This is a genomic window from Halovivax cerinus (assembly GCF_024498195.1).
GTDB classification, from domain to species: Archaea; Halobacteriota; Halobacteria; order Halobacteriales; family Natrialbaceae; genus Halovivax; species Halovivax cerinus.
The window spans coordinates 2,340,467-2,363,934 of the sequence record NZ_CP101824.1 but is presented as its reverse complement, the minus strand read 5'-3'; the positions used below and the strand labels follow the sequence as shown (position 1 = coordinate 2,363,934).

Below are 23,468 nucleotides of genomic sequence, written 5' to 3'. Positions count from 1 at the left end.
AATACATCCACTTAAACGTGTCGCACGCAGCCACCCAGTGGTCGATGGAGCCACGTTCAGGTACCGGCCCGGACCGTGCCAACGACCGACGGCCGTCGATCGATTCGAAACCTTCAATTACGGGGGCGGGCTACGATTGAGTGCAGACGAACGCAGACCAGACGGGTTGGTGGTCTAGTCTGGTTATGACACCTCCTTGACATGGAGGAGACCGGCAGTTCAAATCTGCCCCAACCCACTTTTCGAGCGACAATACGCGAGGAGCGGAGCGACGAGTACATCGCTCGAAAATGGTGGAAGAAGATTTGAACCCTGGAAGTCGCAGCGCCGAACGGAGTGAGGCGACCGTCTTCCTTCGGTTCAAATCTGCCCCAACCCACTTTTCGAGCGACAACACGCGAGGAGCGGAGCGACGAGTACATCGCTCGAAAATGGTGGAAGGAGATTCGAACTACGCGAGGCGCACACAGCGAAGCGAGCACGTCTCGCAGCAGTTCAAATCTGCCCCACCGAGGGTTCGACCGACAGCGGTTGCGGAGCGACGCGTGGAGCGGCGGCTGCCAACTGCGTCTCGGGTTACCCCGGGAAGTAAAAATCCGATTTCGGGGTTCGGTGGGGTGAGGCGTCCCTGAGTGTGGCGATTTTGGTCGGACGGCGGTGTCGAACGATGACGACGTCGTAGGACGCGTCCGTCGCGACGGTTCCGCCGACGCTACTCACCGCGGTGACGAGATGGCCGGCGTTCTCGCTGCCGATGAAGACCATCGACGCGTCTTCGTCCCGCGCCACGGCTCGCAGCCGGTTCGCGATGGAGCCGGTGGGAGCGTACCGATCGACGAGCTTGTGACGGAAGTCGGCGCTCGGGCAGAGATCGGTCACCTGCCTGTGTAACGTCGAAACGACGGCTTCCCTGTCGAAGTCTTCGTCCGGGTCGATCCAGCCGCGCTCTCGTGCGTAGTCAGCGTTTCCGTTCGGGACGACACTGACGGCCAGTACATCTTCGTCGAAGACCGTACCGAACTCTGTGGCGCGGACGAGCGCCGCCTCGGCCAGTTCCGATCCGTCGAAGGGAACGACGAGCGTCATACGACGGTGTTGGGTCGCAGAGAGGAACCCCTTCCGGCCCGTTCCACGGTCGTGGGAACCCGGCGGGCGAGGACGTCACGGTGTCCGAGTAAGGGGATATGTATAGCTCGACGTAGATCCACGTGCCGAGGACTCGTTTGACCGTTAGCACGTCGAAAACGACGCGATCGAGAGCCCACCTTCTATTTCGAAGACGATCCGTGGCTCGTGGCACACGACCGAATCGAGTGTGTGGGTGTGCTCTCGGTCTCCCACGTGAATTGTGGCAGCGTGTTCGCCGGTACCAGCGACGTTGTACCGAGTTATCGATCCGCCTGCGCCGACGTCGAACCGGTCAGTATACACTGTTTCGCCGGAACCCGCCGAAACGGACAGAGAGACCTGCGTGCGTTCGTCGGTGAGATTCTGTACTTCGATCGCCACGTTACTCCGGGTACGCCGCCACAAGACGCCGCCGGTAACACTCCCGCCAATGAGTACACTACCGGCGAGTACCGCTCGACGGTTCATATCTATATCCACTCCACCCGTGATACAATACTATCCGGAATTGTCTATATCCGGAATTATCTATAGTTGTGCGCTACTAGTCGCGATAGGTGTTTCACACACGATCGAACACCCGTGATCCGCTTACAGAGGGTTGACCGGACCGAAATCTCTCACGCCGACCCCGGATCACCCCCAGGCACCCGAGTCGTATCGAACTCCAGCATCCCGATCGCCGCGATGCAGTCCACGCACAGGCGTTTCTCCGAATCCGCGTACCGGTACGAGAGTGGCCCCTCGTGGACCGCCCGAACGTACGCCCAGTACGTCTTCGCCAGGTCCTGACCGCAGCGGGGGCACGGATCGTCCGGCCGCGGCTCGTCGAACTCGTGTCTGCCCATCTCAGTTCACCGGGAGAGAGCCGAGTCGAACGACGAGTGATTCGACTCTCGCTTTAGAATCCCAGACTAATTCGGGACGAAGCGCACGCTGACTGTACCACAGACCGCCGCGACCTTTTTGTTTCGGTAGTGTGTTTGCAAGCATGGCTGAAGGAATCCCCCAGTAGGGGTTTCGGAAGCCACGTCTCGGGTGGGTTCAGCACCCGGGACATTTCTACGGCGCATGTCCCCGCGCGGTGCATGGAGCGCGTGACTTCCGTTCACCACGTCAACTCGAAGCGCCATATAATTATCGACAATTAGTGGGAAAGGATCCGGGTTGGTACCGCCAACAACAGGGTGTTCGGTAGACGAATGCTGGAAGTATTCTGTAGAGAACACGGTGAAAGCCCCTGGCGGTCACGAGTCGGGGCGGTCGTTGTGCTCCTCACTCGCTTCGCTCGGTGCGGTGTCTGTGACGGGAGTCTCAGATTAGCGGGAGCGCAGCTCCCGCGTCACTTACCTCCCGCACCTTCCCCGAGAGGGCGGTCGGTTCCACCGACCGCCTATACCGTGGCGGCTTCCGCCGCCACGCGCGCCAACCCCTTTCAGTCTCATCCGGATCGCTCGTGCCGGCTACCCTGACCAGTCGCAAGTCTAGTCCGTCGAACCCACTCAGATCATCGGTTCGTCCCGTATGTCCGGGTGCTCCCTTGCAAAGGCGACGAGTCGGTCGACGTAGGATTCGAACGGCGGGACGGAAACGTCGCTTCCCGCGAGAGCGCGGGTCGTATTCGGACAGGCGTACCGCGTCGGGTGGTCGAGATAGGGGAACGTGTGGGGATCCGACTCGATGCCGAGTCGGTCGAGGGCGTTCGTCGCCGCGGTCGCGATCCCCATCGTCGTCGGGAGCCGGACGGTGCGGTGGTCGGTCGCGTCGGCGAGGGCGTCGACGAACGCCGGGACGGACAGCGGCGCCGGGTCGCAGAGCTGGTAGACCTCGCCGACCGCGTCTCCCCGGGCGCTGATGTGGGCGATGGCGTCGACGACGAAGTCCCGCGGGACGACGTTCAGCTCGGCGTCGGCCGAGTTCGGAAGGGTGAACGTCGCGGAGAGCAGGCGGGGCTGGGCGAGGATCAGTTGCAAGAGGTTGTAGGGACCGTCGAACTTCTCGGTCTCGCCGGTTTCGCTGTCGCCGACGACGATGGCGGGGCGGTAGATCGTCGCCGGGAAGCCCTCGGCCATGCGCTCCTGGACGGCGACCTCGGCGCGATACTTCGTCTCCTCGTAGTGGTTGTTGAACGACTGACCCTCGCGGAGGTGGTCCGCAGTGAACACGCCGTCGTACCGCCCGCTGACGTAGCACGTACTGACGTAGTGAAAGCGATCGACATCGAGAGATTCGGCGAGCGCGAGGACGTGCTCCGTCCCGCGGACGTTGACCGCCTCCGCCAGGTCGCGCTCGACACCGAGATCGTAGACCGCAGCCAGGTGGTACAGTTCGGTGACGGCGTCGAGCGCGTCACGATCGTCGCCGAGGCCGAGATCTGGGTCCGTGATGTCGCCCTCGACCAGGCGGATGGCGTCGGCGTCCCCATCGTCGGAGACGGTCTCGACGGCGTCGGCATCGTCGTCGCTACCGATGCGTCCGACCGATTCGCTCTCGGTACCACGGACGTTGGCCGCGATCTCCCGCGCCCGTTCCCGGGCGACGTCGGCGTACTTCGGCTGGACGAGGCAGGCGACCGGTCCGTCGCCACGCGAGAGGAGCCGTTCGAGCAGCGCGGAGCCGAGGAAGCCGGGGAAGCCGGTGAGGAAGACGGTCGGATCCCTCACGACACCCACCTAGTGAGGCGGCGCTGAACGGCGGTCAGTCCGGTGAACGCGCGGGCAAACAGCCACTTCGGGACGCCCGGCGGAGCGCCAAGGGGGCCGACGCGTGAGGTCGCGATGGTCCGCGATTCGGTGAAGCGAGTGAGACCCTCGGGCCCGTGCCGCCGGCCGAGTCCGGAGTCGCCGAAGCCGCCCATCGGCGCGTCGACGGCGCCCCACCCGATCGTGTAGGGATCGTTCACGCAGACGGTTCCGCAGTCGATCTGACGGGCCACCTCGCGGCCGCGTGACCGGTCACTCGTCCACACGCTCGCGTTCAACCCGTAGTCGGTGTCGTTGGCGCGCTCGATCGCGTCGTCCGCGTCGGCGACGGGCATCACCGAGACGACCGGTCCGAACGTCTCCTCGCAAGCGACCCGCGCGTCCGGATCGACGTCGGTCAGGATCGTCGGTTCGTAGCAGAAGGGGCCGACGTCCGGTCGCGCGCGCCCGCCGGTGAGGACGGACGCGCCGTCCGACACGGCGTCCTCGACGTGCGCCTCGACGGACGCCAGGTGGTCGCCATCGATGAGCGAGCCGACGTCGGGACCGTAGTCGAATTCGAGTCCGACGGAGAGCCGCCGCGTGGCACCCACGAAGGCGTCGAGAAACGCCTCGTACCGACGCTCGTCGACGAAGATGCGTTCGGGCGCGAGACAGAGCTGTCCCGCGTTGGTGAACGCACCCTCGACGGCGCCGCGGGCCGCCGTTTCGACGTTTGCGTCGTCGAGAACGATCAGCGGGTTCTTCCCGCCGAGTTCGAGCGAACAGCCGATCAGGTTGCGGCCGGCCTGCTCGGCGACGGACCGTCCCGTCTCCGTACTTCCGGTGAACGCGACGTAGTCGACGGCGTCGATCAGCGCCGGCCCGACGGTCGCTCCCTCGCCGGTGACGATCTGGAAGATCCCCGACGGGAGGCCGGCCTCCTCGAGGAGTTCCGCGAGCGCGAGTGCGATAAATGGCGTCTTCGCGTCCGGTTTGCAGACCACGGCATTCCCGGCCAGCAGCGCCGGGATCGCGTCGGTCATCGAGAGCGTCATCGGATAGTTCCACGGCGAGAGTACCCCGACGACGCCGACCGGGTCACGGGTGACCGTCGCCGTCGTCGCGAGCGGGACGGCGCCGGTCCGACGGTCGTCCGCCAGGATCCCCGGCCCCTCGCTCGCGTAGTACGAACACGTAAGCGGCACGTCGACGACCTCCTCCAGCGCGTGGAGACGCGACTTGCCCGTCTCGAGCTGTATCAGGTCCAGCAGCGTCTCGCGACGGTCGGCGACGAGGTCGCCGAACCGTTCCAGGATGGCCGCCCGGTCGTCGACCGGCGTCTCGCTCCACGTGGACTGGGCGCGACGGGCACGGTCGACCGCGTGTTCGACGTCCGTCGCTTCGCACGCTGGAATCGCCCCGACCGCCTCGTCCGTGATCGGCGTGTGGACCGGGATCGAGGGCCGATCGTTCACCGGTCGCACGCGGTCGGCGAGATGCTCGAGGCGCGACTCTGACAGCCCCGTTGCGGTGATCGGCGTCGTCCCCTTCGAACTGGTCATACGTACCCTAACACTGAGGAAACCTAATAAGTTGATGCGAGGTGGAGACGGATCCGGGATTGCAACAGGGCCACGACCGTGCCGTCGAGACCCTTCTTTGACGTTCGAACGACCCGCGGGTGACGACAGCGCCGTGCTGGTTCCCCCGGCAACAGCGCTTATGATCCAGTACCCCAATCCTTCCCTCGTGAATATCAAGCGTATCGTTATCTTCGGCGTTCTCGGGGTGGTGTTCTCGGGCGCACTGCTGTCGGCCAACGTCCTGGTCGCGACCGATCGGACGGTAATGAACTCGGAGTACGCGACCGACACGGCCGCGGAGGCCGAACTGTACGCATCGCTCGAAACGGAGATAGAGGGGCAACTCGGCGGGGACGGCGGGACGATCAGTCCGGCACTCCCCATCGACCGATCGACGAACGACGTGCTCGCGGCGGCCATCACTAGAGAGTACGTCAGGTCACAGGTCGACGCGAACGTGGACGAGTTGTACGCCTACCTGCACGGTGAGCGTGAGACCCTCTCGCTCACGATCGAGACGGACCCCGTAATCGAGAACGCCGTCACAGAACTCGAAGCCGAACTTCAGGGAGTCTCGCCGTCCGATTTCGACGAGACGCTCTCAGGGCTGGCGACCGGAACCGGAGAGACGGCACCCGGGACGGCGATCGAGGAGATGGCCGAGAGTCAGTCCTCGTTCGACGAGCACCGGGCCTCGTTCGAAGCGCGCATCAAACAGCAGATCCAGGACGAGACGCCGAGACACCTGAGCGACGAGGAACTTGACCGTAGGTACGAACGGCGTCGCGGCGACATTCGAGCGGACCTACTCGACGAGCAAGAGCGCCAGATCCAGGCGGCGGTCGACGATGGCACGATCCCCGCGTCCGTCGCCGATCCGGTCGAGACCATCGTGGACGCCAGGGTCGAAGCGCTCACCGGCGCGATCGGCTACGACACCTACAGCGAGACGGTGGAGACGGGAATGGCCGAACTCCGATCCGCCGCACTCACCGAAGCCGAGGACACTATCCGCGCCGAGGCGCCGGAATCGGTGAACGTAACGGAGGAGTTCGGGGCGCAGGAACGCAGCACGATGGAGACAGCACAGACCGCGACCACGACGGCGTCGACGCTGGCCATCGTCCTCCCGCTGCTCGCACTCGGGCTCGCCGCACTTCTCACCTGGATCGGTCCGCCGTCGAGCGCCGCTCGCCTCGTCGGCAGCGCGACGGCGATGGTCGGTCTCGCGAGTCTCGTCGGCGCGCAGTTCGCTTCAGGTGCGGTCGAATCCGCGATCGAATCCGCTAACGGCCCGGAAGCGGCGATGCGGTTCGTCCAGCTCCTCGTAGACGGATTGGTCGGCCTGCTCACCTGGCAATCGATCGGGTTACTCGTCGTCGGGGTGGGCCTCGTCGGAGCGAGTGTCGCGATCCGACGCGACCTGATCCTCCCGGCGTACGAGTGAGCGTCGAGAGGCGGCCCAGACGCTGGTTACGATGCGTCGGGGTCCGCTAGATACGCGATGCCGTCGGGATGGATGCCGGCGTCGTACCGTGTCACTTCTTCGAACGAATCGACGTCGATCACGGAGACGTCGTTCGTCTTGTTGTTCGCGACGAAGGCTCGCGAGCCGTCCGGCGCGAAGACGGTGCCGCCGGGCCAGATGCCGACTGGAATTCGGGCGATCTCCCACGGTTTCCGCTCGCCGTTCCGAACGTGTTCGGTGTCGATCACCGAGACGCTGTCCGATTCGCGGTTCGGGACGAACGCGTACCGGCCGTCGGGCGAGAGCATCACGCGGATGGGCGTCTCGCCGAGCAGGGCCTCGCTCGTTTCCTCGTACGTGTCCGGATCCAGGACCGAGAGCGTGCCGTCGTCCTGGTTGGCGACGAGTACCTCGCCGGTATCCGGGTCGACGCCGATCCCCTCGGGGCCCTCACCGACCGGCGGATCCGCGACGACGCGGCGAGTGTCGCAGTCGACGACTGTGACGGTGTCGCTCCCGATGTTGGCCACGTAGGCCGTTTCCTCGTCGGGCGAGAACGTGACCATGTGCGACTTGTCCTGGTGCGTCGGGATCCTCTCCAGGAGTGCCAAGGTGTCGACGTCGAAGACGAAGAGCTGGCTACTGTACGTCGAGGCGAGCCAGAGTTCGTCGGCGGATTCGCGGACGGCGAGCCCGTGCGGGAAGTCGAACAGGTCGTGTTCGAACCGGTCGACGACGGTACGGTCGGCCGTGTCGATAGCGACCACCGAGCCGCCGAGCGAGCAGGTCACGTACGCTCGCGAACCGTCCGGAGAGACGGCCACCTCGTGGGGATTGAACTCGGTTTCGACGACGTCGATCGTGTCGCCGGCCGCCGCGTCGACGAACGACACGGTGTCCTCGTCCTTGTTCAGCACGATCAGTTGGTCGGTCGAGGGCGCGGACATAGACGCCGGTTCGACTGCCACCCGCTTAACGGTCCGTATCGGTAGAGCCATCGCCGGTGCGTGCGACCAGTTCGTCGGTTCCATCCTCGGTGACCCGCTCCGCCAGGACCACGTTGAGGACGGCGCCGAACAGGATGACGATCCCCGCCAGGTAGAGCCAGGTGACGAGCAGGAGGATACCACCGACGGCGCCGTAGGCGTCGTACTGGCCGGCTCTTGCAGCGTAAAACTGGAAGGCGATCTGGAGGACGCTCCAGCCGACGGCGGCGAAGAGGGCGCCGGGGACGACCTCGCGAAGCGAGACGTCGATCGGTGGCAGCACGTAGTAGACCGGCAGGAAGACGAGTACGAGACTCGCGACCAGTCCGGTCCACCCGAGGACGTACCCGAACGGGACGTACGCGGCGGCGATACCGAGGAAGAAGCCGAGACCGATCATCGCGGCGAGTCCGCCGGCGACGGCGACCAGCGCGACGAGGGCGTCGACGAGGTGATCGACGAAGGATTTCTCCACGGCGGTTCCGTAGATCCGGTCGAACGAGATTGAGAGTCCGCGAAAGACCTTCAGGGCCCCCCAGGCGGCGACGACGAGGGCGATAACCGTCGCCTGCGTTCGACCGGATTCGGCCGTCAGAACCTCGGTTAGCAGGACGGCGCCGACGTCGGGCATGGCGTCGCCCGCGACGGCGACGATCTCGGCGGCGGTTTGTTCGCCACCGACGAGCGAGCCCACCACTAGCGCGAGGACCACCGTCGGAACGATCGAGACGAACGCGTAGTACGCGAACGCCGCCGCGAGTATCGTGACCTCGTGTTCGGACGCGATCCGGTAGACGTCGATCGCAGTGCGTCTGAGAGTGCGCCCGTTCACGGTCGTCCCGCTCCGGTCGGTTCGATCGCCGGACGGACCGAAACGTCGGTTCCGTCGTCCGATGTCGTGCAGGCGCGGCGGCCAGGCGTCGCCCGGTCGACGCGACGCCACCGAATCGGCGACGGAACCCGCTTAGCGTTCGGTACAGAAATTGTGCGTGGCAAAGACCTTCCCCTCCTCGGTGATGTAGACGCCGACGCCGCCGCGGTCCCAGTCCTCGGTGAGTATCGCCTCCCGATGGGGTTCGGAGTGCATCCACTGGTCAACGAGCCCCTCGGCCAGTTCTTCGGCGGTCCGGTACTGCCTCGTTTCGCCGTCCGATCCCTGAACGCGCCTGTCAGCCCAGTTTTGCGCGATGTTCTCACCGTAGATGTGACAGTAGTTCGCGGTCGTCTCGTATCGATCCATCGGACTCTGCCCGTCGGGATTAGTGTGTGCGAAGTACGCGCGATCGGCCATGTCTTCGCTGTGGGCTCGCGCGACGGACGCGATCGTCCCGTCCCAGACGAGCGGGTCGAGCCCGCGTTCGGCGCGGATGTCGTTCACCGTGAAGTGGACGTAATCTTCGACGTGCTCGCTCCGAACCGTCGCTACACCTTCGTAGGACGAATTGCCCGGATTGTCCGGGTGTTGCAACGAGGGGTTGTGAGCCCCCGCCGCGGGCGGGGTGTCGGTCTCGATCGAACTCGCCTGATAGACGACCTCGTCGAACACCTGTGGAACGACGGTGACGGTCGCGAGAACGAGCGTAGCGAGGATGCACACGGCGACGAAGTACCGAACGACGCCGACGAGTCCACGCTCCGTTCGCGGCCCGCCGGTGGCCGTCTCGTCGCCCGCTCCGTCGTCGGATTCGCCAGCCGGGGGCGACCGCGTGTTCATCGCTACGGTCCTTGCACCGCCGGCCATATTGACCTGTGGGTTTTCTCCCGACCCTACAGCGCGTACGTGTCGCGTACGAAATCGATAGTACGAGTGGAGCAGACGCGATGGACTCGTATGACGCGACTAGACACCTCCGTCGGAGTCGTCGCGTCGCTCGTCGGTCGATCGTTCGCGTCGGCCAATCACGCATCCGAATCCGCGCACGCGCGTACCGAGTCGACGACGAGCTCAAGGGCGAACTCGTCCGTGGATCGTATCGTGAATCCCGACGACGAGTCCCGGAACGACGATCATGAAGACGTGCTCCTCGACGGGGATGCCGAGGACGTCCACGCCCGTTCGCAAGTCGATGCTGAAGACGCCGACCGCCAGCGTGTACCGATCCCACACGTACGCGATCGGGTAGAGCACGACGATCGTCCGGGCCGCGGCTCGAAGCGCGTCGGCACGCCTGAGTAACGAGAACGCGACGATCCCCCAGAAGATTTCGGTGACGAGGTAGGTGTATCGGCCGAACGCGTCTATTCCAGGGACCCGGTCGGCGACCGACGAGAGCGCGTGAGTCCGGTCGCGCGTACCGGGCTGGGATCGAGCACAACGCATACGTCTCGTACACGTTCGCGGCCGAAAAAGTCGGGCCCGGCGACGGCGGATCCGTCTGTCGGACACGGACGGCACCGAGACGGGATTTGTCGAGTCGACGATGAGTCGAGTAGCGGACGCGCAACCGAACGGCACTGCCAGGAATCAGCCGATCGGGACCGCCTTCGGCGGCGATAGCGTCGACGTACCGACGTGCAATACGATCATAGCTAACACACAACACGGGCAATATGTTGATTACGGTCGGGACAGAACGTGCGACCAGAGCGATGAATATTGCTGACATTGCGACCCGTGACCACCTCGAGATAGACGTCGGGACGCGAATGGGGAAGGTTCGAGCCGAGTTCGAAAACGGCAACCCCAAGGGACTGATCGTCACCGACGACGGCGAGTACGAGGGCGTCATCAGCGAGCGCCAGGTACTCCAGAGTCACGTCGAGGACGACGCGAAGGTCGCTGCGCTACTCAAACCGAGTCGATCGGCGCCGGCCCCGACGGTCGAGCGCGACGAGGACGTGCGCGAAACCGCGCGCATCCTCATCGAGGGCAACGCGAAGATCGCCCCCGTCTTCGAAGACGGCGAGCTCTGGGGGATCGTCACCGACGACGCCGTCCTGGAGGCCGTCATCGACAACCTCACGGCCATCACCGTCGCCGACGTCTACACCGTCGATCCCATCACCGTCGAGGAGGACGACGGGATCGGAAAGGCGATCAACCACCTGCGCGAACACGGCATCTCCCGGTTGCCGGTCCGAAACGAGAACGGGTACCTGACGGGCATGGTCACCACCCACGACATCGCCGATTTCGTCATCCGGGAGAACGACCGGATGACCCAGGGCGACCGCGTCGGCGACAACGAGCGCATGCTCGACGTCCCGGTCTACGACATCATGAACAGCCCCGTCGAGACCACGACGGCGGAGGCGACCGTTCGCGAGGCCGTCGAGACGATGCTCGAGTTCGACTACGCTGGTCTCGCGGTGACGCCGGACGGTGACGACCGCGAGATCCTCGGCGTGGTCACCAAGACGGACGTCCTCCGCGCGCTCACCTACACCGAGGAAGAACAGATGGACGTACAGATCACGAACATCTCACAACTCGGAGCGATGAGTCGCGCCGACGTCGTCGAGAGCATCACGACCGTCGTCGACAAGTACGCGAAGATGCAGGTCCAGCACGCCCACGTCCGCTTTCACGAACACAAGGAGAAACTCCGCGGGCAGCCGCTGATCCGGTGTCAGATCCGGCTGCGGACGAACAAAGGGCAGGTCGCCGGCTCCGGCGAAGGCTACGGGGCCGAGAACGCGTTCCGCGTCGCGCTCGACAAACTCGAGCGCAACGTCCTCGAACTGAAGGGGATCACCAGCGACGAGGAGTATCGCGGCCAGCTCCTCCGGAAGTTAAACGAGATATAGCGGGGCCGACCGGTTTCGATCCGCCTCCACTCGGTTGGTCGGTCGGCTTGGATCAGGACCCGACGGCGACGACCGGGACGGTCGGCACGGCTCGATTTCGACGAGCGCGACGTGTGTCGGCGACGAGGGGCTCGGCCGGCAAACGTGAAGGGAGTCGACGAGGAGATCTGCCGGCACGCGTGAGTGGAAATCGACGAGGATCTCGGCCAGTACGCGAGAAAGAGTCTGTGACGTCAGTCACGGCTGGCGGTCGCTCCCTCGGAGACCCTCGTTCGTGATCGCGAACTGGACGGACTCGCCTGCCGGTTTCGACCGGTGTTTCTCCAGGGTTGCCCGTCGGTTGCCGCCGCGGAACCGGTCGATCCGGATGATCGTTCCGGTCCAGTGTTCGAGCGTGTTGCCGCCGAGGGGACGCGTCCGGTCGGAGTCGGGGTCGGAGAAGACCTGGTTCGTGACCACGACGGCGACGTCGTGCTTTCTGGCGAGCGAGAGGAGGTGGGTCACCTGGCTCGTCACCTGCCGAAGCGCGTCGCCGGCCTGGGCGTCGTCGGCGCGTTCGAGGCGATAGAAGCCCGTCGCACTGTCCAGGACGATCAGGTCGGCACGATCCGCGAACTCTTCGACGTCCCGGACGGCTTCGGCCTGCTCGTCGAAGTCGAGCGCCTCCTCGATGACGATCCGCGAGGCGATCGACTCCGCGTTGGCCAGTTCGTCCGCGTCACCGTCGACGCGCGCGTCGAGCAGTTGTTCGAAGCGCTCGACAGAGAGCCCTTCCGTGTCCACGTAGACGGCCATCCCGCCCGCCGCGGCGGCCTCGACGGCGCCGGAGAGGGCGAGGTTCGTCTTCCCCGCCGCGGGTGGTCCGTACAGTTGCGTGACGGTCCCGCGCTCGAACCCGCCACCCAGAAGGTCGTCGACCGGGGGACACCCGGTCGAGATCGCGGCATCGTTCACGCGCTTCCTTCGAAACACACCGGCAAAAAGTCCCCGGAACCACTGTCCGAGCACGCGAGACGACGGTCCCGACGAAGCGTCTCGCCCCGTCGTTACCGGAGGTTGACGCCTCGTGTCGAGAGGAATTCGGACACGTCCTTGATCTCGACCGGGCTGCCGATGATGCGGTACCGATCGCCCGGTTCCGAGACGACGGTGACAGTGAAGCGTTCGTCGAGCTGCACATCCAGCTCGTCGAGGGTCGCCCTGCCGACGACGATTTGCGTGCTGTCGCGCAGCATCGACGCGCTGGGCATACGCAGCACTTTTCGAACGGACTGCTTATACGTACCGAAAGCAGTTTCCAGTGGAAGGGACCGGTGTGTGAACGTGAGTTTCGATGTGTGGTAGTGTACACTCCCGTACAGTAGTGACAGTCACGTAGTACGACGATGTGGACGGGGACCTGCGGTGAGACCGACGCCGGCGCGCATGGAAAGGGTTTTTCGATACGACCGGTTCCGTTCGGGTACATGGGGCTCGAGGAGGAGATCCGCGAGATCGAAGACGAAATCGCCAATACGCCCTACAACAAGTCGACGGAGGCCCACATCGGTCGGCTGAAGTCGAAGCTCGCGGAGAAGAAGGAGAAACTCGAGAAGCAGCAATCCGGCTCCGGCGGAGGCGGCGGATACTCCGTCGAGAAACACGGCGACGCGACCGTCGCGCTTGTCGGCTTCCCGAGCGTCGGCAAGTCCTCGCTGCTCAACTCCCTGACCAACGCAGAGAGTGAGACGGGATCGTACGAGTTCACGACGCTGGACGTCAATCCGGGGATGTTGAACCACCGCGGGGCGAACATCCAGCTGCTCGACGTGCCCGGCCTCATCGAGGGCGCGGCGACCGGGAAGGGCGACGGCAAGCAGGTGCTCGCAGTCGTGCGAAACGCGGACCTGATCGTCTTCGTCCTCTCGGTGTTCGAGATCGACCAGTACGACCGCCTCCAGGAGGAGCTGTACGACATCAACATCCGCGTCGACGAGGAGCCGCCACGGGTGACCGTCCGCCCGAAGATCAAAGACGGCATCAAGATCACCTCGAGTGCCGACCAGGAACTCGACGAGGAGACGATCAAAGACGTCCTGCGCGACCAGGGCTACGTCAACGCCGTTCTCAATCTCCAGGAGACCGTCACGATCGATCGGCTCATCGACGGCCTCATGGAGAATCGAGAGTACATTCCCTCGATCACCTGCGTGAACAAGGTCGACCTCATCGATCCCGACTACAAGGAGACCGTCGACGGCCGCCTCCGCGAACGCGACCTGGACCCGGAGGAAGTGACGTTCATCAGCGCAGCAGCCGAGAAAGGCCTCGACGCCCTCAAAGACCGCATCTGGGAGCGGCTGGGGCTCATCCGCGTCTACATGGACAAACCCGGCCGCGGCGTCGACTGGGAGGAACCCCTCGTGGTCGAGGCGGGGACGACCATCGGCGAAGCCATCGAGAAACTCGGCGGCGAGATGGAAGAACGCTTCCGCTTCGCCCGCATCTCCGGACCGAGCGCCACCCACGACGAACAGCAGGTCGGCACCGATCACGTCCTCGAAGACGAGGACGTCCTGAAGCTGATTCTCCGGCGGTAGGCCGACGAACACCCCGTTCGAAACGACGAAGAGACGCCTCTCTGATTCGAGTGTGTCGCGTCCGAGTGCATCGGCCGCGAACGGTTCGTCTACGGGCGGTGACTCCGAGGTGGTCGTCATCGGGCGGTGACTCCGGGGTGAGGTAAGCGTACGGACTGATCGGTCACCGACATTATCTGTCATGGGACATAATTTTATGACGGTTGAGTGTACACACCCACCATGGCAGGTTATGGCGCGTTAACACTCGTACCGCCGCTGCTGGCGATCGGCCTGGCGATCCGGACGCGGAAAGCCGTGCCCGCACTGTTTCTCGGCATCTGGTCGGGGGCAATCCTGTACGCCGGCGGGCCAACGCTCTTTGGCGACCCGAACGGCTGGTTCCGCGAGGTGCTGAGAGAGCGCACGCTCACGCCCCAGACGGCGTTCTTCGGTGATCCGCTCGGGTGGGGATACGACGTCGTGGCGAACGGGTTCGGCCTCTTCACGGCGTTCGAGTGGATAACCGGCGCCGTCGCCGACTCGTTCCAGGCGCAAATCCTCGTGTTCACGTTACTGCTCGGATCGGGCGTGGCGATGATCTGGAACCTCGGCGGGTCCTACGCGGTCAGAGACTGGGCGCTGGAGCGACTACAGACCCGCAGAGGGGGGTCCCTGGCCGCGATGGCCCTCGGACTGGTCATCTTCTTCGACGACTACGCCAACACGGCCATCGTCGGTTCGACCATCAAGGACGTCTCTGACCAGCTCGGTGTGTCCCGAGAGAAACTCTCGTACATCGTCGACTCGACCGCTGCGCCAGTCGCAACGCTCGCGATTTCGTCCTGGATCGCGTTCCAGCTGGATCAGATCGAGAACGCGTACGACAGTCTCGGGCTCGAAACACATCCGAGCGCGATGGAGATCTTCCTCCAGTCGATCCCGTTCAACATGTACGCGGTCCTGGCGATCGTCATGGTCTTTCTCGTCGTCTGGACGAAGCGCGATTACGGCGAGATGCTCGACGCGGAGCGACGAGCGACGAGTACCGGAGACGTGTTCCGTGACGACGCACAGCCGATGCAGGACGTCCAGGGGACGCTCGGCGAGCCGCACACGGACGATCCCCGGTTGGTGAACTTCTTCGCACCCATCGCCGTCCTACTCGTCGTGACGCTCGGCACAGCGCTCTGGACCGGCACACCGTCGGATCTAACGATCGAAACGGTCCTCGACGCACCGTTCGACACGCTGTATACGATGGTCATCGAGGCGAGTTTCGCGTCGGCGTTGATCTACGGCTCGTTCGCCATGGTTGCCACCGGCTTCGTGCTTGGCCACCTCCAGGGTAGCATGGACCTCCGGGAGGCCACGGACGTGACGATCGACGGGTTCGGAATCATGCTGACGGCCGTGACCATCCTCGTCCTCGCCTGGGGGATCGGGACGACCGTCGGCCAGCTCGGTACCGGGGAGTACGTCGCGAGCGCCATCGGCGACTCGCTGCCGATCGCACTTCTCCCCGCCGTCGTCCTCGTGACGGCCGCGTTCATCGCGTTCTCCACCGGTACCGCCTGGGGAACGATGGGTATCATCACCCCCATCGCTATTCCCGTCGCCTGGACGATGACCGGCGACCACACGATGAGCGCCGCCGTCGTCGGCATGGTCTTCTCGGGGGCCATCTTCGGCGACCACAGCTCGCCGATATCCGACACCACCGTCCTCTCGGCGACGTTCACCGGTGCCGACCTCGTCGACCACGTTCGGACCCAAATTCCCTACGCGCTGACCGTTGGCGGGGTAGCCACGCTGATGATCACCGTCTGGGGGATCACCCGCATCACGCCGATCGTCCTCCTGGCGATCGGAGCGGTCCTCCTGGTCGGGCTCCTGTACGGGCTCTCAGAGTTCGACGCGCGACGCAAGGGCGTCGATCCCGTCGCCGCGAACGACGGAGAGCACGCTGACGGACCGATCGGTCCCGGATCCGATGGGGACGTGGCGTCCGACGGCGGCCCCGCAGAGAGCGAGTAGATCCGCCGGCCGAGTCCCCGCCTGACGGGCCCGGGCTCGGCCGTCTGCACCGCGATTGCGTCCCTTCCGCCTTCGGCACGCTTTTTCACCCCGCCCACGTATTCGGGCGTATGGACGGCATCGTCGACCACGCCATGATCCGCGTCTCGGATCTCGAAGAATCACTCGAGTGGTACCGAACACACCTCGACTACGAGGAGAAAGACCGCCACGAGGGTGACGACTTCACACTCGTCTACCTCGGGCCCGAGGACGTGCACGACGACGGCGCGATGCTCGAACTCACGCACAACCACGGCACCGACGAGGTCGAAATCGGCGACGCGTGGGGCCACATCGCGGTTCGCGTCCCTGAGGGCGAACTAGAGGATCACTACGACCAGCTGATGGACGAGGGCGTCGACGACTACCGCGATCCCGAATCGTGCGGCGGTCACTACGCCTTCGTCAAGGACCCCGACGGTCACGAGATCGAGATCGTCCAGCGATCCCCCGACGACGGCGCGCTGTGGTCGATCGACCACACCATGATCCGTGTCGAGGACGCCGACTCGGCACTCGGCTTCTGGACCCGCAAGTTCGAGTACGACGAGGTCGGCCGCTGGGAGTCCGACTCCTTCGCGAACTACTTCGTCGAACCCCGCGACGCCGCCGACGAGGCCATGGCCGTCGAACTCACCTACAACTACGACGGGCGCTCGTACACCCAGGGCGACGGCTGGGGCCACCTCTGCGTCCGCGTCGACGACCTCCACGACGACTGGGACCAGCTGCAGACGCGGGAGGCCGACGACTACCGCGAGCCTGCCGACTGCGACCACCTGTACGCCTTCACGCGCGATCAAGACGGCCACGAGATCGAACTGCTCGAACGCGACCCGGCGGCCGACTCGCTCTTTCCGTTCTAAGGTCGCGCCAGGGGCAGAATAAGTAGCCAGCCGTGCGTCGATGTCGTTACTCGACGATCGATTCGGCGACGCTACGCAGCGTCTCCTCGTCGGTGTACCCGCTTATCCAGTAGGTCAACTCGCCGGCGGTCCACGTGAGAGACGTTCTGTTCAACGAATCAACACTCGTTTGCCTCGCCTCCACGGAACCGAGGTCGACCGGCTCACCGCCCATGTCGGTACTGGGGCCGCTCGGCTCGTCGGTGACGAGAAGGGTGAGTTGATCGGCCGATTCGTCGACGTACTGGAGCGAGGCCATCCACCCCTGGAGAGTCTGTGACGTTATCGTCCTGTTGTGCGAATACGCCTCGGGAACGGTCGGGTCGGGGAGGTCGAACGGGACGGTCTCGTCGGCTGAATCCACGTCGTCGTGGGTCTCCGTCGGCAGTTCGTCGTAGTCGAGAACCTCGACGTCCGCCGGCGGGTCGAAGGTGAATCGATCGTCCGCGATCTCCGCATCCGGGGTGAACGATTCGTAGGTTATCGTCATCGTGAGGCCGGGATAGCCGGGCTTCGCCATCTCCTGTTTCAGCGGAACGCCGGTCTCGTCGTCGATCCACAGCGTCACGTCGTCTGACGGTGATTCGGGTTCGGAACCGGTGAGTTCGACTATCGTCACCGACCGGTCGGCGACGGTGTCGGTCCCGACGCGCTCGGCCGCCATCGCGTCGAAATCGATCGCGTTGAATTGCTGCCTGTACGTCGTGAGCTGGCTCGGGATCGAACTCGTCTCCATACGGACAATGCGATCTGTCCCGTCGTCGGACAGCCAGATGGACGATCCGTCGTTGACCATCACATCCGGGTCGATCGGTTCCTGGTCGGCGTCGACGACTTCCTGGCGCTCCTCGAAGAGCGAACGCCGCCAGACCTCGTACGTAGTCGACCCCGTCTTAGTCCCGTCACTCACCGACGTCGTCACCGTGGCGTGATACGATGCTGACGTGACGTTCAACGACTGGGACCGTTCGACCAGTTCTGCCGCGTCGAGAGGGTCCGTTCCCGGTTCGGTCTCGCTCGCGTCATCAGGGGGAAACGCCCCCAGACAACCGGCCGAGACCAGGAGGGCTGTGACAGTACAGACGAGGAGTGTTCGTCGGAAGACCATTGTCGGCAGACACCAGTTTCACCCAAAGTGGTAAAAATTGTTTTCATCACAACCAGATACAAACAGCGGACACAGACGCGGGTAGGTGTCGTGGGACACGACGGCTCGGCTCGAGTAACTGAAAACGAGCGTATGGTCGGGTTAGTCGTCCGCGGCAGCCGCCTCGACCTCGTCCGCCGCCGCCCGATCGAGTTCCTCCAGGTACTCGTCGGCGTCGATAGCCGCCTTCGAGCCCATCCCCGCGGCGGTCACGGCCTGCTGGTAGTGGTAGTCGACGACGTCGCCGGCACCGAAGATCCCGGACACGGCGGTCTCGGTTTGTCCGCCGCCGTCGCCGCCTCGAGTCTTCAGGTAGCCCTCGTCGTCGGTTTCGACCCCGGTGCCCGACAGGTAGTCGGTGTTGGGCGTGTGACCGATGGCGAAGAACACGGCGCCGACGTCGAAGTCGAACTCCTCGGTCTCGGGATCCTCTAGTTTGTCCGTCGGGTGGCCGTCGGGGTGTTCGACCAGCGTGACGTGGTCGACGCCGTCGGCCTGAGAGCCGTGGATCTCTATCAGTTCCGTGTTTTTCATGATCTCGATGTCGCCGGCCTCGACCTGTTCCTCGACGCGGTCGATCCAGTAATCCTCCGCGCGAAAGCCCTCGCGGCGGTGGACGATGTAGACGGTGTCGGCGAACTTCGTGAGGAAGGTCGCCTCCTCCATCGCGGCGTCGCCGCCGCCGACGACGAGCATGTCCTCGCCGCGGAAGAAGGCACCGTCGCAGGTCGCACACGTCGACAGTCCGTAGCCCATGAGTTCGTCCTCGCCGGGAATGCCGAGCGTTCGGGCGCTCGCACCGGAGGCGGCGATGATGGCGTCTGCCGTGTAGGCGTCGCCGTTCGTGAGTTCGACGCGGAACGGTCGCTCGCTCGCGTCGACCGAGTCGACGATCCCGTTTCTCATCTCGGCGCCGAACTGGCGGGCCTGCTCTTTCATGTTGTTCACCAGTTCCGTCCCGTTGATGCCGTCGGGGAACCCTGGATAGTTCGCCACGTCGGTCGTCAGGGTGAGTTGCCCGCCGGGTTCGTCGCCCTCGATGACCAGCGGCTCGTTGTTCGAACGGGCCGCGTAGATCGCCGCCGTGAGTCCGGCGATGCCAGTACCGGCGACGATGAGCCGTCGGTGGTCGACGACGTCGTCGCTGCCCCCGTCGGTGACGAGACCGAGTTTCTCGTCGAGTTCGCCCGTCTCTTCGAGTGCGCTAGTTTCGTCCCACCCGCCGATCAGCTCGTCGTCGACGAACACCTCGGGTGCAGTCTGTCGGCCGTCGGCCCGGTCTACCATCTCCTCGAATCGGTCGTCGTCACCAGTCACGTTGTAGGTGACGTACTCGACTCCCTTCTCGTCGAAGAGGTCCGTCGCCTTCTCACAGTACGGGCAGACGTCTTTCGTGTAGATCTCGACGCGCGGCTGCTCGGTCATGGACAGCTATTCGAGCGGGAATCCTAAACGCCTTGCGTTCGGGGCCGTCCCCCCGTAGTCCGTCGATCGCGGGAAGCGACCGGCCGCGCCGACACCACGGCAGCGACCCGATCGGTTACCGGCGGGTCCCGCGAGACGGACGATCCTGCGGATACGAACCCGACGCGTTTACCACGGACAGCGGTGAGGTGTACATATGACCGCCGACATCCACGAGAAGACGGATCGCTACGAACGCCTCCTCGCGGAGGCACTGGACGCTGCTGAGATTGCGCCGCCGCCCGACACTCCGTTGTCGGAGTCGGCGACGGAGTGTCGCGAGATGGCCCAGTCGTACCTGGAAGACGGCCGCCACTTTCGGGACGATGGTGATCTCGTGAACGCGCTCGCCTCCTTCTCCTACGGCCACGCCTGGCTCGATGCCGGGGCGCGAATCGGTCTCTTCACCGTCCCGACCGAGGGACACCTCTTTACGGTCTGAGCGAACGGACGCGCCAGGTCGATAACGATCGATCACCATATATGCGAAAGCTACTTAATCAATATCCGACTAGCTTATAAGCTAGGCGTAACACTTAAGTGCGTTTCGCCCTTACCCTATGTTAGCTGAGGTGACCGGGTTTCTTCTGGTTTCCCCACCCGGGAGCCCCCGAGTAACGCACCCCCCGAATCATGACAGAAACACGAATCAGAACCTACACGGACGAGACGCACCGGGAAGAGACGAGCGAACGGAGCGACGAGACAGAACACTGTCCCGAGTGTGGCGGTCGACTCGTCTCGGACGAAGAGCACGCGGAGACCGTCTGCACAGACTGCGGGCTCGTCGTCGAGGAGGACGAGATCGATCGCGGGCCCGAGTGGCGCGCGTTCGACTCGGCAGAGCGCGACCAGAAGTCCCGGGTCGGTGCGCCGACCACGAAGATGATGCACGACCAGGGCCTGTCGACCAACATCGGTTGGCAGGACAAAGACGCCTACGGGAAGTCGCTGTCGAGCCGCCAGCGCCAGAAGATGCAGCGCCTCCGCACCTGGAACGAGCGATTCCGCACGCGCGACTCCAAAGAACGCAACCTGAAGCAGGCACTCGGCGAGATCGACCGCATGGCGAGTGCACTCGGTCTGCCCGAGAACGTTCGCGAGACCGCGTCGGTCATCTACCGCCGCGCACTAGAGGAGGACCTGCTGCCCGGCCGATCGATCGAGGGCGTCGCGACGGCCTCGCTGTACGCCGCTGCCCGACAGGCCGGCACGCCGCGGAGCCTCGACGAGATTTCGCAGGTCAGCCGCGTCGACCGGATGGAGCTCACTCGCACCTACCGCTACGTCGTCCGCGAACTCTCGCTCGAGGTCAAGCCCGCCGATCCGGAACACTACGTACCCCGGTTCATCAGCGGGCTCGACCTCTCGGACGAGACCGAACGCACCTCCCGCGAACTACTCGAATCCGCCCGCGGTGACGGCGTCCACTCGGGCAAGTCCCCGGTCGGCCTGGCGGCCGCGGCCGTCTACGCCGCCGCGTTGCTCACCAACGAGAAGGTGACGCAGAACGAGGTCAGCGAGGTGGCCAACATCTCCGAGGTGACCATCCGAAACCGCTACAAGGAGCTGCTCGAGGCCTCGGACATGGCCGCACCCGCCTGATGACGACCGTTCTCGATTCTTCGCGCCCCGGTTTCACGGCAACCGATATCGATTTTCACGACGATACGCTCCCTCACGAACCAGGAGGCCGACACTAACGTTTATAGGTCGCAGTGTGTACATTGGTGACATGGACGAGACGAGCGTGCAGTTACTCTGTCCGGAATGTGCGAAGGACTGGCAGGTGCCACCGACCGATCTTCCCGACCCGGCCGACCTGTTTCACTGTCCGAACTGCCACGCGAGTCGACGGACGGCGGAGTTCACCCGGACCGACCGGGACCTTCGGACGCTGAAGACGCTCGGTTGAGCCGTCGAGCAGTGTATCGCCTGGGCACCCACCGTCGACGGGTGGACGCTATCGGTCGAGAGCAGTGCAGACACCACGTCACTTCCACCGATGACGGACCGTCGTATCCCCCGTCTGCCGAGTTTACCCCGGTAGCACGCCCGTTCGTCCGATACCTCACGGACTGCGTAGCTTCGAATCCACGCTCGCGCGACCGTCACCACTCGAGATTCGATCACCACCGCTCGCTGGCAGATTCGCCCTCCCCAACGAGCCGCTCACCACCCAGACCGCGAACTGCCCGACACATGCACTCACAACCGATCGGCCCTCCCGTACGCGTACTGGTCTACCCTGCCGTATGCGAATCGGTTCCGCCGTATGCGAATCGGTTGCCCCCGTACGCGCACCGAACCACCCTGGCGTGCAAACCGGTTACCCCCGTACGCGCACTGATTGCCCCCGCGCACGGACGACTCGCCCAGACGCCGTCGATGAACTGGCACGCGTTGGAGCGTTCGGGTGAGCTACGGACGTGGAAATCTCGAATTTACCGAGATAAGTCCACGTTACCACGCCACAGTCACGCGATACGAGACCGATCCGTAGAAATGAAAATAGATTCTACCGCGTGACTATCGGGGTTTCAAGCCAGCGGTCCGTGGTAACGAGGCTCAGGATAATAATATAACCCTGCAGTTGGTAGACTCGGGTGGTTATGAAGAAGCAGGAACTCATCCACCTTCACGGGCTTCTTGCCGAGGTATCGAACCAGTGCCGAGCGTGGGACAATTGTACAATCGACCTCACAGAGTACGAGTCACTTGGGATTCGACCCACATCGATCCACAAATCGAAAACTGATCACAAGGACGCTGTTTTTGCGATTGCGAACGGAATTACGGAACACATGACCGAATCGGAAGAGACCGAGACGGTCACTGCGACTGCGGATTAAGTACTTCCTGCGGCGTCTCGATAGACACCTAGTGGCTACGTACTCACGCGGACACGTCACGTTCTCCGATTCGTCTCCAATCGCTCGTCCGGCGTTCGGAGTCGCTCGTCACGCACACTCGGGCACCCACAGATCGACGGGGCGACGGGATCTACCACGTCTCGAATCTCGAGGTCGGTACTGGCAACTCGTCGTTTCACCGAAGGTCCGGTATACACTCCGCCTCGATTCAGCCAGGACGGGGAAACGGATCACTCGAGCAAGTCCTCGAACTCCGGCAAGACGTCCTCGTCGTCGCCGGCCGTCGAGTTGCGTTCGGCCGTCTCGTCGCGGGTATCGCCGTCGCGTTCGTCCAGATCGGTGTCGCCAGACTCCCCCGTCGGCTCGTCCGCCGTCTCCGTGGATTCGTCGGGGAGTTCTTCGACCTCGAGCACTTCGAGCGGGATGTTTTCGAGTCGCTGGCCGATCTCCTTGCGGGCGATGCGAGCGGCGTGTTCGTCTCGTTCGACGTTGAACACGGTCATCTCCAGTTCGAGTGCGACGAGGGCCTCGTCGGCGGCGATGAACGCGGGTGGCAGGTCCTCTCCCGCTGGTGACGTCCGTTCGCCCATGTTGATTTCGACGTAGTTGAGATCAGGGTTCAGCATCTCACCCGTCTTCGAAATCGCGATCCGGATCGCTTCGTCCGGTGTGTTCACGTCGAACACCGGCACGGCAGCCTCGACGACGACCCTGCAATCCATGCCATGTGGTTCGGCCGCATGCAGTATGAAGGTTCGCCCCGTTGTCGACTCACGCCACGACCTCGTGGCCCGATCGACGGGCCATCTCGAAAGGCAAAAGGCCGCGCCTCCGTTGCCTCGAGTC

General features: G+C 64.2%; 23 protein-coding genes and 1 tRNA gene. 10 read left to right on the top strand and 14 right to left on the bottom strand.

The genetic code is table 11. The features are described 5' to 3' along the window. The first annotated feature begins 163 nt into the window (after nt 1-163). A tRNA-Val gene (locus NO366_RS11060) sits at nt 164-238 on the top strand. A 338-nt stretch (nt 239-576) separates the two neighbouring features. Here the strand turns inward: NO366_RS11060 and NO366_RS11055 are convergent. The 5 genes from NO366_RS11055 to NO366_RS11040 all read right to left on the bottom strand — a co-directional run bounded on the left by NO366_RS11055 (nt 577) and on the right by NO366_RS11040 (nt 5,374). Next, the gene (locus NO366_RS11055; RefSeq protein WP_256530849.1) at nt 577-1,086 is read right to left on the bottom strand and encodes a universal stress protein; all 510 of its coding nucleotides are present in this window, start codon (nt 1,084-1,086) and stop codon (nt 577-579) included. 144 nt (nt 1,087-1,230) lie between these two features. Next, the gene (locus tag NO366_RS18740; protein ID WP_484496873.1) at nt 1,231-1,596 is read right to left on the bottom strand and encodes an Ig-like domain-containing protein; all 366 of its coding nucleotides are present in this window, start codon (nt 1,594-1,596) and stop codon (nt 1,231-1,233) included. A gap of 152 nt (nt 1,597-1,748) precedes the next feature. Next, a complete protein-coding gene (locus NO366_RS11050) occupies nt 1,749-1,976 on the bottom strand; it encodes a hypothetical protein (RefSeq protein WP_256530848.1) in 228 nt (75 codons plus the stop codon). Between the two features lie 654 nt (nt 1,977-2,630). Next, complete coding sequence (locus NO366_RS11045) at nt 2,631-3,800, bottom strand: SDR family oxidoreductase (protein ID WP_256530847.1); 1,170 nt, start codon at nt 3,798-3,800, stop codon at nt 2,631-2,633. Further along, nucleotides 3,788-5,374 carry a succinic semialdehyde dehydrogenase gene (locus NO366_RS11040; protein WP_256530846.1) on the bottom strand — a complete coding sequence of 529 codons (1,587 nt, stop codon included), beginning with the start codon at nt 5,372-5,374 and terminating at the stop codon, nt 3,788-3,790. The genes NO366_RS11045 and NO366_RS11040 overlap by 13 nt, the downstream gene beginning before the upstream one ends. Nucleotides 5,375-5,561: 187 nt before the next feature. Between NO366_RS11040 and NO366_RS11035 the strand changes: the two genes are divergently transcribed. After that, nucleotides 5,562-6,842: a hypothetical protein gene (locus NO366_RS11035; protein WP_256530845.1), complete on the top strand. Its 1,281-nt coding sequence runs from the start codon at nt 5,562-5,564 to the stop codon at nt 6,840-6,842. A gap of 26 nt (nt 6,843-6,868) precedes the next feature. Here the strand turns inward: NO366_RS11035 and NO366_RS11030 are convergent, their stop codons facing one another. The 4 genes from NO366_RS11030 to NO366_RS11015 all read right to left on the bottom strand — a co-directional run bounded on the left by NO366_RS11030 (nt 6,869) and on the right by NO366_RS11015 (nt 10,169). Continuing rightward, complete coding sequence (locus NO366_RS11030) at nt 6,869-7,810, bottom strand: YncE family protein (RefSeq protein WP_256530844.1); 942 nt, start codon at nt 7,808-7,810, stop codon at nt 6,869-6,871. Nucleotides 7,811-7,835: 25 nt separating this feature from the next. Then, nucleotides 7,836-8,681: a YihY/virulence factor BrkB family protein gene (locus tag NO366_RS11025; protein WP_256530843.1), complete on the bottom strand. Its 846-nt coding sequence runs from the start codon at nt 8,679-8,681 to the stop codon at nt 7,836-7,838. 132 nt (nt 8,682-8,813) lie between these two features. Beyond that, on the bottom strand, nt 8,814-9,563 hold the full coding sequence (locus tag NO366_RS11020) for a CAP domain-containing protein (RefSeq protein ID WP_256530842.1): 750 nt from the start codon (nt 9,561-9,563) through the stop codon (nt 8,814-8,816). Between the two features lie 231 nt (nt 9,564-9,794). Next, entirely contained in the window at nt 9,795-10,169 is a 375-nt protein-coding gene (locus NO366_RS11015; RefSeq protein ID WP_256530841.1) for a lycopene cyclase domain-containing protein, read from the bottom strand. 269 nt (nt 10,170-10,438) lie between these two features. On the opposite strand from NO366_RS11015, the gene NO366_RS11010 reads away from it, so the two are divergent. Continuing rightward, nucleotides 10,439-11,596 (top strand): CBS domain-containing protein, encoded by a 1,158-nt coding sequence (locus NO366_RS11010; RefSeq protein ID WP_256530840.1) that lies wholly within the window; start codon nt 10,439-10,441, stop codon nt 11,594-11,596. Between the two features lie 237 nt (nt 11,597-11,833). Here NO366_RS11010 and radB read toward each other — a convergent pair whose 3' ends face one another. Continuing rightward, on the bottom strand, nt 11,834-12,550 hold the full coding sequence (gene radB, locus NO366_RS11005; RefSeq protein ID WP_256530839.1) for a DNA repair and recombination protein RadB: 717 nt from the start codon (nt 12,548-12,550) through the stop codon (nt 11,834-11,836). Between the two features lie 92 nt (nt 12,551-12,642). Beyond that, nucleotides 12,643-12,846 (bottom strand): VNG_1110C family protein, encoded by a 204-nt coding sequence (locus tag NO366_RS11000; protein ID WP_256530838.1) that lies wholly within the window; start codon nt 12,844-12,846, stop codon nt 12,643-12,645. Nucleotides 12,847-13,062: 216 nt separating this feature from the next. On the opposite strand from NO366_RS11000, the gene NO366_RS10995 reads away from it, so the two are divergent. From NO366_RS10995 to NO366_RS10985, 3 genes are all read left to right on the top strand, one after another. Then, nucleotides 13,063-14,175: an OBG GTPase family GTP-binding protein gene (locus NO366_RS10995; RefSeq protein WP_256530837.1), complete on the top strand. Its 1,113-nt coding sequence runs from the start codon at nt 13,063-13,065 to the stop codon at nt 14,173-14,175. 222 nt (nt 14,176-14,397) lie between these two features. Next, nucleotides 14,398-16,191, top strand: coding sequence for a Na+/H+ antiporter NhaC family protein (locus tag NO366_RS10990; protein WP_256530836.1), 1,794 nt, complete (start codon nt 14,398-14,400; stop codon nt 16,189-16,191). 110 nt (nt 16,192-16,301) lie between these two features. Next, complete coding sequence (locus tag NO366_RS10985) at nt 16,302-17,099, top strand: VOC family protein (RefSeq protein ID WP_256530835.1); 798 nt, start codon at nt 16,302-16,304, stop codon at nt 17,097-17,099. 46 nt (nt 17,100-17,145) lie between these two features. On the opposite strand, the gene NO366_RS10980 is transcribed toward NO366_RS10985, so the two are convergent. Next, complete coding sequence (locus NO366_RS10980) at nt 17,146-18,246, bottom strand: outer membrane lipoprotein-sorting protein (protein WP_256530834.1); 1,101 nt, start codon at nt 18,244-18,246, stop codon at nt 17,146-17,148. A 141-nt stretch (nt 18,247-18,387) separates the two neighbouring features. Next, complete coding sequence (locus NO366_RS10975; RefSeq protein WP_256530833.1) at nt 18,388-19,710, bottom strand: FAD-dependent oxidoreductase; 1,323 nt, start codon at nt 19,708-19,710, stop codon at nt 18,388-18,390. 196 nt (nt 19,711-19,906) lie between these two features. Between NO366_RS10975 and NO366_RS10970 the strand changes: the two genes are divergently transcribed. The 4 genes from NO366_RS10970 to NO366_RS10955 all read left to right on the top strand — a co-directional run bounded on the left by NO366_RS10970 (nt 19,907) and on the right by NO366_RS10955 (nt 22,601). Beyond that, a complete protein-coding gene (locus NO366_RS10970) occupies nt 19,907-20,191 on the top strand; it encodes a DUF357 domain-containing protein (protein ID WP_256530832.1) in 285 nt (94 codons plus the stop codon). A 191-nt stretch (nt 20,192-20,382) separates the two neighbouring features. Beyond that, nucleotides 20,383-21,354, top strand: coding sequence for a transcription initiation factor IIB (locus NO366_RS10965; RefSeq protein ID WP_256530831.1), 972 nt, complete (start codon nt 20,383-20,385; stop codon nt 21,352-21,354). Between the two features lie 130 nt (nt 21,355-21,484). After that, on the top strand, nt 21,485-21,664 hold the full coding sequence (locus NO366_RS10960) for a DUF7836 family putative zinc-binding protein (RefSeq protein ID WP_256530830.1): 180 nt from the start codon (nt 21,485-21,487) through the stop codon (nt 21,662-21,664). A 697-nt stretch (nt 21,665-22,361) separates the two neighbouring features. After that, nucleotides 22,362-22,601: a UPF0058 family protein gene (locus tag NO366_RS10955; RefSeq protein WP_256530829.1), complete on the top strand. Its 240-nt coding sequence runs from the start codon at nt 22,362-22,364 to the stop codon at nt 22,599-22,601. A gap of 251 nt (nt 22,602-22,852) precedes the next feature. On the opposite strand, the gene NO366_RS10950 is transcribed toward NO366_RS10955, so the two are convergent. Next, nucleotides 22,853-23,344: a DUF555 domain-containing protein gene (locus NO366_RS10950; protein WP_256530828.1), complete on the bottom strand. Its 492-nt coding sequence runs from the start codon at nt 23,342-23,344 to the stop codon at nt 22,853-22,855. Between the last annotated feature and the right edge of the window lie 124 nt (nt 23,345-23,468).